This window comes from Nocardioides sp., assembly GCF_047606145.1.
In the GTDB taxonomy this organism is placed as follows: Bacteria; Actinomycetota; Actinomycetes; order Propionibacteriales; family Nocardioidaceae; genus Nocardioides.
The window spans coordinates 1-8903 of sequence record NZ_JASGET010000134.1 but is presented as its reverse complement, the minus strand read 5'-3'; the positions used below and the strand labels follow the sequence as shown (position 1 = coordinate 8903).

The following is an 8903-nucleotide window of genomic DNA, read 5'->3' as shown; positions in this document are numbered from 1 at the left end:
GTGTGCTCGGCCCGCTGCTGACCGATCGGGCGGTCACCGCCGCGGCGGTGCTCGACCGGCCGCCGCCGGCGCCCGGCGCCGCCCCGCGTGAGGATCTGCTCTACGAGACACCGCTCGGCACCGAGGCGCTCTTCTCCTTCCGCTGGCAGCTCGCGCTGGGCGGCGACCCGTTGACCGAGCAGGAGATGGACCGGCTGGCCGAGGCGGCGACGCCGGTGCTGAAGCTACGCGGTGCCTGGACGATCGTGCCTCCGAGCGTCGCGCGCAAGGCTCGTAGGCGACTGCTGCGCCGGGTCAGCAACGGCGAGGCGCTGGCGACGGCGCTGGTCGGCGAGCCGCCGGAGGTGCTGGTCGACCAGGTCGAGGAGTCGGCGATCCTGGGCGCCTCCATCGGACGCCTGCGCGACCGGGTGCTGGCGGCCGCCGCGAGTGAGCCGGTGCCGGCGCCGACGGGGTTGCGGGCCACCCTGCGCGACTATCAGCGCGCCGGGGTCGGCTGGCTGGCCGGCATCACCGGGCTCGGCCTGGGCTGCTGCCTGGCCGACGACATGGGGCTCGGCAAGACCGTCACCGTGATCGCGCTCCAGCTACACCGGCTGGAGCGGCGCGCGGACGCCGGCCCGATGCTGGTCGTGTGTCCGACCAGCCTGCTCGGCAACTGGGAGGCGGAGCTGCGACGGTTCGCGCCGCGACTCGCGGTGCGCCGCTTCCACGGCACCGATCGCGACCTGGGGGAGCTGGCGGCCGGCACGGTGGTGCTGACGACGTACCAGACGATGCGGAGGCACGCCCCGGCGCTCGGCGAGGTGCGCTGGGGGCTGGTGGTCGCCGACGAGGCGCAGCACGTCAAGAACGCCTCCTCGGCGACCGCACGAGCCCTCCGGACGCTGCCCGCCGGGGCCAGGGTGGCGCTGACCGGTACCCCGGTGGAGAACGACCTGACCGAGCTGTGGGCGATCCTCGACTGGTGTGTGCCGGGGCTGCTGGGCAGCCGGCAGGCGTTCCGCCGGGTGTGGGCCAGTCAGATCGAGTCGGGTGCGGACAGCGGCAAGGCGCGCCAGTTCGCGGAGCTGGTGGGGCCGTTCCTGCTCCGGCGACGCAAGACCGACCCCGGGATCGCGCCCGAGCTCCCGGCCAAGACCGAGACCGATCATCCGCTCACCCTGACCCGGGAGCAGACGGTCCTCTACGAGGCCCACCTGCGCGAGACCATGACCAGGATCGAGGAGCTGGCCGCGGACGATCCGATGCGCCGCGGGCTGGTGCTGCGGCTGCTGACCGGGTTGAAGCAGATCTGCAACCACCCGGCGCAGTTCCTCCGGCAGAGCGGCGGCCGGCTGACCGGCCGCTCGGAGAAGCTGGACGCGCTCGACGAGCTGATCGACACCGCGCTGAGCGAGGACGGCGGCGTGCTCGTCTTCACCCAGTACGTCGCGATGGGGCGGCTGCTGGAGCGGCACTGGGCCGAGCGGGGCGTGCCGCACCAGTTCCTGCACGGGGGTGTCCCGGCGCGGGACCGGGAGCGGATGGTGACGATCTTCAGCGAGTCCCAGGCCGGGCCGCCGGTGTTCCTGCTCTCCCTCAAGGCGGGCGGCACCGGGCTCAACCTCACCCGCGCCGACCACGTCATCCACGTCGACCGGTGGTGGAACCCCGCCGTCGAGGACCAGGCCACCGACCGCGCCCACCGGATCGGTCAGACCAGGCCGGTGCAGGTCCATCGCCTCGTCACGCTGGGGACGGTGGAGGAGCGGATCGGCGCGGTGCTCACCCGCAAGCGGGCGCTGGCCGAGGCCGTGCTCGGTCGCGGCGAGGCGGCCTTCACCGAGCTCAGCAACGAGGCGCTGCGCGATCTCGTCACCCTGCGGCCGGTGCGATGAGGACGGGTGCGAAGACCGGCGCGACCGGCCGCCGCCGACCGGTCAGCTGGTGGGCCCGGGCGCTGCGCCGTACCGCCGAGGAGGTGGCCGAGGACCAGCGAGCGCTGGCGGTCGGCGCCCGGCTGCGGCGATCCGGCCGGGTGCAGGTGGTGGTCTCGGCGGGCTCGTTCGCCGGCTCGGTGGCCCCTTCGACGGCCCCTTCGGCGGCTGAGTCCGGCGACGTGGTGACGCTCCTCGGCCAGGTGCCGGTGCTCACCGCCGAGGCCGTGGCCGGGTTCCTCGAGGCGGTGAGCTTCGATCCGGCCCGGATCGCGGCAGTGCGTCGCGGGGAGCTCCCGTACGACCTCATCGAGCACGCCGAGGAGGCCGGCGTCGAGCTCATCCCCGCCGCCGACGAGATCGCCTCGACCTGCTCGTGCGGGCACTGGCGCCCGGGTTGCGTCCATCTGGTCGCCGTACTGCTGGTGCTGGCCGAGCAGGCCGGCGCGGACGCCCGGGTGCTGCTGCGACTGCGGGGCGTGCCGGTCGACGAAGATCGATCGGGGTCGGCGGCGATCGGAGCCGGCCCGGAGGGGGCGGCCGACGCCGCCGGCGACCAACGGGCCGACCTGGAGCTGGCCGTCGAGGCGACGCTGCGGGCCCGAGCGCTGCTGGCCGATGCTCCGGAGCCCTCGCCATCGTCGGCCACGCCACCGGCGCCGCATTGAGAGGTCTCAGGCCAGCGCCGCCAGCGCCATCCGGACCAGCACCGTGCGGGTCTCCTCGTCGGGCAGTGCGCGGTTGTGCGGAGTGGAGTTGATCAGCCCGAACGCGGCGTGCGCCATCGCCCGGGCGGTGTCGCGGCTCAGGCCGGCGTCTCGCAGCCGAAGCTGATCGGCCCACAGGTCGACGTACTCCCGCTGCAGCCGGCGCACCCGCTCGCGCGCCTCGGCGGGCAGCGAGGACCAGTCGCGGTCCTGGACCACGATCAGCGACCGGTCCCGCAGTGCGAAGTCGACGTGCCAGGCGACCAGCGCGGCCAGCGCCGCGTCGGCGCCGTCCGCCGCGGCCACCCGGGCCCGGCCCTCGGCCAGCAGGGTCACCGAGATGCCGACGAGCATCTCCGCGAGGACCGCGTCCTTGCTGCTGAAGTGCTTGTAGAGCGCCGGCCCGGAGATCCCGCAGGCGGCGCCGAGCTCGGTCACCGAGACTCCGTGGAACCCGCGCTCGGCGAACAGGTCCGCGGCCTTGGCCAGGATCTGCTCGCGCCGGGGGTTCGGGGTCTCGGACATGGGTCGAGGCTATCCAGCGCCGGCCGCACTTCCTGCGCAGAACTGGAACTTCCTGCGTGATGCAACCCTCAGGAAGTTCCAGTTTCACCGGTTCACCGGTGATTCCGCCCGGCCTTGCCACCCCAGGTTAATGATCGTTAACCTAGGCACATGCCGACACTCATCGAGCTGACCGAGGAGCTGCGCGAGCGACTGGCCCGGGTCCGTCGGGGTGGCAGCGAACGGGCCCGGCAGCGCCACCTCGATCGCGGCAAGCTCCTCGTCCGCGACCGGATCGACCTGCTGCTCGATCCGGGCAGCCCCTTCCTCGAGGTCGGCCCGCTCGCGGCCTACGGGATGTACGACGACACCGATCCCTGGGCGGTGCCCAGCGCCGGGGTGGTGGCCGGCATCGGTCGGGTCAGCGGCCGCGAGTGCCTGGTGATCGCCAACGACGCCACCGTCAAGGGCGGCAGCTACTACCCGATGACCGTCAAGAAGCACCTGCGTGCCCAGCAGATCGCGGCCGACAACCGGCTGCCGTGCATCTATCTGGTCGACTCCGGCGGCGCCTTCCTGCCGCTGCAGGACGAGGTCTTCCCCGACCGCGAGCACTTCGGCCGGATCTTCTTCAACCAGGCCAACCTCTCCCGGGCCGGGATCCCGCAGCTGGCCTGCGTGATGGGCAGCTGCACCGCCGGCGGCGCCTACGTGCCGGCGATGTCGGACGAGACGGTGATCGTCAAGGACCAGGGGACGATCTTCCTCGGCGGACCGCCGCTGGTGAAGGCGGCGACCGGTGAGGTGGTCACCGCCGAGGAGCTCGGCGGTGGCGACGTGCACGCCCGCAGGTCCGGGGTGGTCGATCACCTGGCCGACGACGACGCGCACGCGCTGGCGATCCTGCGGGGGATCGTGGAGACGCTGCCCGGGGGCGTCGTCGGTCGAGCAGGGAGCGCCGGCGACCGTATCGAGACCTACGAGGAGCCGGCCGAGGAGCCGGCGAGCATCTACGACGTGGTGCCGACCGACACCCGGACGCCGTACGACGTGCGCGGGGTGATCCGGCGGGTGGTGGACGGGTCCCGCTTCAGCGAGTTCAAGCAGCTCTACGGCGAGACGCTGGTGTGCGCCTTCGCCACCATCGAGGGGTACCGGGTCGGGATCCTGGCCAACAACGGCATCCTGTTCAGCGAGTCCGCGCGCAAGGGCGCGCACTTCATCGAGCTGTGCAACCAGCGCCGCATCCCGCTGGTCTTCCTGCAGAACATCACCGGCTTCATGGTCGGCCGGGAGTACGAGAACGGCGGCATCGCCCGGGACGGCGCCAAGCTCGTGACGGCGGTCGCGTCCAGCGTGGTGCCGAAGTTCACCGTCGTCATCGGCGGCAGCTTCGGCGCCGGCAACTACGGCATGTGCGGGCGCGCCTACGATCCGCGGTTCCTGTGGATGTGGCCCAACGCCCGGATCTCGGTGATGGGCGGGGAGCAGGCGGCGAGCGTGCTCGCCACCGTCCGCACGGACCTGGACACGCCCGAGCAGGTCGAGGCGTTCAAGGCGCCGATCCGGGAGCAGTACGAGACCCAGGGCTCGCCGTACTACGCCACCGCCCGCGGCTGGGACGACGGCATCATCGACCCCGCCGAGACCCGCCGGGTGCTCGCCATGGGCCTGGCGGTCGCCGCCCGCGCCCCGATCCCCGAGCCGTCCTACGGCATCTTCCGGATGTGAGGACGCCGATGAGAATCGAATCCGTGCTGATCGCCAACCGTGGCGAGATCGCCCTGCGCGTGATGCGTACGGCGAGCCGGCTGGGACTGCGCACCGTCGCCGTCCACACCGACCTGGACGCCGACGCGCCGCACGTGCGCGCCGCCGACGAGGCCGTGCCGGTGCCGAGCTACCTGGACATCGAGGCGGTGGTCGCGGCCGCGCTGGCCACCGGCGCCGACGCGGTCCACCCGGGCTACGGCTTCCTCTCCGAACGGGCCGAGTTCGCCGCCGCGCTGGAGGCCGCCGGGATCACCCTGGTCGGGCCGTCCGCGGCGGTGATGGAGCAGATGGGACGCAAGGACGCCGCCCGTCGGATCGCGCTCGCCGCCGGCGTGCCGGTGGTCCCGGACGGTGAGGACGCGCGCCGGGACTGGACCGGTCCGGTCCTGGTCAAGGCGGCCGCCGGGGGCGGCGGCAAGGGCATGCGCGTGGTGCGCTCCGCCGACGAGCTCGACGAGGCGGTGGCCGCGGCCGAGCGCGAGGCGAGCAGCGCCTTCGGCGACGACACCGTGCTGATCGAGAGGTACGTCGAGCGCGGCCGGCACATCGAGGTCCAGGTGATCGGCGACACCGCCGGCACCGTGCTGCACCTGGGTGAGCGGGACTGCTCCCCCCAGCGCCGGCACCAGAAGGTGCTCGAGGAGGCCCCCGCGCCGACGATCAGCGAGGCGATCCGGGAGCGCGTCACCAGCGCGGCGGTCGCGCTGGCGACCCATGTCGGCTACCTGAACGCCGGCACGGTGGAGTTCCTGCTCGACCCCGAGGCCGACGGCGGCGCCGGCGAGGTCTACTTCCTGGAGATGAACACCCGCCTCCAGGTGGAGCACCCGGTCACCGAGGCGGTGGTGCGGGTGGCGGGTGCGCCGCTGGACCTGGTCGAGCTGCAGCTGCGGGTGGCGGCCGGGGAGCCGCTGGGGATCGGCCAGGACGACGTACGCGTCGAGGGGCATGCCATCGAGGCGCGGGTCTATGCCGAGGACCCGTATCGGGGCTTCCTGCCCCAAGCCGGTACGGCGAGGAGGGTGCGCTGGCCGGACGGGGTCCGGGTGGACGCGGCCCTGGCCGACGGGCAGACGGTCGGCACCGCCTACGACCCGATGCTCGGCAAGGTGATCGCACACGGCCCCGACCGTGAGTCGGCGCGGCTGTCGTTGATCGATGCCCTCGACCGCACCGTCATCCTCGGCCTGACCACCAACGCCGGCTTCCTGCGGGCACTGTTGGCCACCGACGAGTTCCGCGACGCGGCGATCGACACCGCCTGGCTCGACCGCCATGAGCTGCCCGCGCCCGATCGGGAGCTGCCGCGGCGGATCGCCGCGGCCGAGCTCGCCGGTCGGCGCGGTGTCGAGGCCGGACCGTTCCGCGCCGACGGCTTCCGCCTGGGTGGCCCGCCGGCGCCGATCCGGATCCCGCTCGACGGCCGTCTGGTCGAGGTGCGGCCGCTGCCGGCGGGCGTGGCCGAGCACGCCACCGTGACCCTCGCCGGCCCGCTCGACCATGCGCGGGTCGAGGTCGCCTACCGGGGTCAGCGGTTCGTCTTCGCTCCGCCCGACCGGGTCGCCGGCGGCGCCGCGGCCGGCGACGGGAGCATCACCGCACCGATGCCGGGCACCGTCCTGGAGGTCCGGGTCGAGCCGGGCACCGCGGTGGTCGAGGGAGAGGTGCTCGGCGTGCTGGAGGCGATGAAGATGGAGCTCTCCTTGACGGCGCCGTTCGCCGGCACCGTCACCCGCCTCGGCGCCCGGGCTGGTGCGCAGGTGGCGCTGGGGGCAGAGTTGTTCGTGGTGGCGCCGGCCGAGGGCGCCGAGACGTGAGCCGGGAGCCGCAGCGTGTCGCAGGGTGAGCCACGGGATGGTCGAGGAGCGCGGCCGTGTCGGTGAGTGGGCTGCCGGCCGTCGTACCCGCCCCCGGCGACCAGCTGCCGGCCCGGGTGCGGATCTATGAGGTCGGCCCGCGCGACGGGCTGCAGAACGAGCAGACCGCGGTGCCGACCGAGGTGAAGCGGGAGTTCGTCCGGCGGCTGCTGGCCGCCGGTGCGCCGATGGTGGAGGCGACCAGCTTCGTGCACCCGAGCTGGGTGCCGCAGCTCGCCGACGCCGCCGAGCTGATGGCGCTGCTCGGCGACGACCTGGGTGAGGCGGCCCGGGACCTTCCGGTGCTGGTGCCCAACCGCCGAGGCCTCGACCGTGCGCTGGAGCTCGGCTGCCGGCACATCGCGATCTTCGGCTCGGCCACCGAGACCTTCGCCGGCAAGAACCTCAACAGCACCCTCGAGGGCCAGTTCGAGATGTTCGCCCCGACCGTCGCCACCGCCCGGCAGGCCGGCCTGGACGTGCGCGCCTACCTCAGCATGTGCTTCGGCGACCCGTGGGAGGGCCGGGTGCCGATCGACCAGGTGGTCGCGGTCGGCAGGCGCCTGCTCGACCTCGGTGCCTGGCAGCTCAGTCTCGGCGACACCATCGGCGTCGGCACGCCGGGTCACGTGACGGCGCTGGTGGGCGCCTTCGCCGAGGCCGGCGTACCGGCCGACCGGCTGGCGCTGCACTTCCACGACACCTACGGGCAGGCGCTGGCCAACGCCTACGCAGGTCTGCAGGCGGGCGTGACGACGTACGACGCCAGCGCCGGCGGCCTCGGCGGCTGCCCCTACGCCAAGAGCGCCACCGGCAACCTGGCCACCGAGGACCTGGCCTGGATGCTCACCGGACTCGGCATCGAGCACGGCCTCGACCTGGACGCGCTGGTGAGGACCAGCGGCTGGATGGCCGAACGGCTGGGGCGGCCGAGCCCGAGCGCCGTGGTGCGGGCGCTGACCGGTGCCCGCTGAGCGCTCGCGGCAGCGGTGCGTCACAATCTGGACATGACGCGCAAGGTCTTCGTTCATGTCGGGGCGCCGAAGACCGGTACGACGTACCTGCAGGACCGGCTCTACCACAACCGGTCCGCGCTGGCGGCGCACGGCATCGACTACCCGGTCGGGCTCAAGCTGGACATGTTCGGCGCCGCGCTCGACCTGGTCGACCGGCCCTGGGGCGGCCTGCGCCAGGAGGTCCACGGGGAGTGGGACGCGCTGGTCCGCCGGGTGTCGCGGCACAGCGACACGGTCGTGCTCAGCCACGAGATCCTGGCCGGCGCGAAGACACCGCAGATCGAGCGCGCGATGCAGGACCTGACCGTCGCGGGCGCCGAGGTGCACGTCATCTACACCGCGCGCGACCTGGGCCGGCAGATCCCGGCGGAGTGGCAGGAGCAGATCAAGCACAACGGCCGGACCCGCTTCCGGCGCTACGTGCGTCAGGTCCGCAAGGCGCGCCAGGACCATGCCAAGCGCTGGTTCTGGCGGGTGCAGGGACTGCCCGACGTGCTGACCCGATGGGGCCGCAACCTGCCGCCCGAGCACGTCCACCTGATCACCGTGCCGCAACCGGGGGCGCCGAAGGACACGCTGTGGCTGCGGTTCTGCGAGGTCGTCGGCATCGATCCGCAGTGGGCGCCGGTGGACAGTCAGCGGCGCAACCCCTCGCTGGGTGGCGCCGAGGCGGCGGTGCTGCGCCGGCTCAACACGATCCTCAAGGACGAGGACTTCGGAGGCGCCGACTACCGGATGCTGGTGCGCGAGGTGATCGCGCATCGCACCCTGGCCCAGCGTGCCCGGACGACCCGGATCACCCTGCCGCCGGATGCCCATCCCTGGGCGGACTCGGTGGCCAGTCGATGGATCGAGTGGATCGAGGGCTCCCGGATCGACGTCACCGGCGATCTGGCCGAGCTTCGCCCGGCGGAGCCCGGTCCGGAGCCGTGGGCGAACCCCGACAAGCCGCGCAACAAGGATGTCGCCGACGCCGCGATCGAGGCGCTGGCCGCGGTGGTGCTCGAGGCCGGTCGCCGGCCCGACCCGCGGTTCAGTCTGCGCGCCAAGATGGCGCGGGCCGTCCGGCGGGCGCGGGCGTAGTCCCGATGGGCGAGCGCAGCGAAGCCTCCGGCCGGTCGCCGGCGG

The 8903-nt window shown here is 73.4% G+C and carries 7 protein-coding genes; 6 read left to right on the top strand and 1 reads right to left on the bottom strand.

The features are described 5' to 3' along the window. A partial coding sequence (locus QM638_RS17935; protein ID WP_415144136.1) for a DEAD/DEAH box helicase occupies positions 1-1880 on the top strand: 1880 nt, incomplete at its 5' end. Continuing rightward, positions 1877-2587 (top strand): hypothetical protein, encoded by a 711-nt coding sequence (locus QM638_RS17930; RefSeq protein ID WP_415144134.1) that lies wholly within the window; start codon positions 1877-1879, stop codon positions 2585-2587. The genes QM638_RS17935 and QM638_RS17930, both read left to right, overlap by 4 nt. Before the next feature lie 6 nt (positions 2588-2593). Here the strand turns inward: QM638_RS17930 and QM638_RS17925 are convergent, their stop codons facing one another. Then, a complete protein-coding gene (locus QM638_RS17925; protein WP_415144132.1) occupies positions 2594-3151 on the bottom strand; it encodes a TetR/AcrR family transcriptional regulator in 558 nt (185 codons plus the stop codon). A 150-nt stretch (positions 3152-3301) separates the two neighbouring features. Here QM638_RS17925 and QM638_RS17920 point away from each other — a divergent pair, with 150 nt between their 5' ends. Genes QM638_RS17920 through QM638_RS17905 form a run of 4 tightly spaced genes read left to right on the top strand, consistent with a single transcriptional unit; the run spans position 3302 to position 8858 of the window. Then, positions 3302-4861, top strand: coding sequence for an acyl-CoA carboxylase subunit beta (locus QM638_RS17920; protein WP_415144130.1), 1560 nt, complete (start codon positions 3302-3304; stop codon positions 4859-4861). 8 nt (positions 4862-4869) lie between these two features. Next, positions 4870-6720: a biotin carboxylase N-terminal domain-containing protein gene (locus tag QM638_RS17915; RefSeq protein WP_415144128.1), complete on the top strand. Its 1851-nt coding sequence runs from the start codon at positions 4870-4872 to the stop codon at positions 6718-6720. 56 nt (positions 6721-6776) lie between these two features. Next, entirely contained in the window at positions 6777-7733 is a 957-nt protein-coding gene (locus QM638_RS17910) for a hydroxymethylglutaryl-CoA lyase (protein ID WP_415144127.1), read from the top strand. 33 nt (positions 7734-7766) lie between these two features. Then, positions 7767-8858, top strand: a complete 1092-nt coding sequence (locus QM638_RS17905) for a hypothetical protein (RefSeq protein ID WP_415144125.1) — start codon at positions 7767-7769, stop codon at positions 8856-8858. Positions 8859-8903: the final 45 nt, after the last annotated feature.

Excerpts from the sequence above, each read along its gene's own strand:
- QM638_RS17930 (WP_415144134.1), top strand. The coding sequence starts at position 1,877 with ATGAGGACGGGTGCGAAGACCGGCGCGACCGGCCGCCGCCGACCGGTC.
- QM638_RS17925 (WP_415144132.1), bottom strand. The coding sequence starts at position 3,151 with ATGTCCGAGACCCCGAACCCCCGGCGCGAGCAGATCCTGGCCAAGGCC.
- QM638_RS17920 (WP_415144130.1), top strand. The coding sequence starts at position 3,302 with ATGCCGACACTCATCGAGCTGACCGAGGAGCTGCGCGAGCGACTGGCC.
- QM638_RS17915 (WP_415144128.1), top strand. The coding sequence starts at position 4,870 with ATGAGAATCGAATCCGTGCTGATCGCCAACCGTGGCGAGATCGCCCTG.
- QM638_RS17905 (WP_415144125.1), top strand. The coding sequence starts at position 7,767 with ATGACGCGCAAGGTCTTCGTTCATGTCGGGGCGCCGAAGACCGGTACG.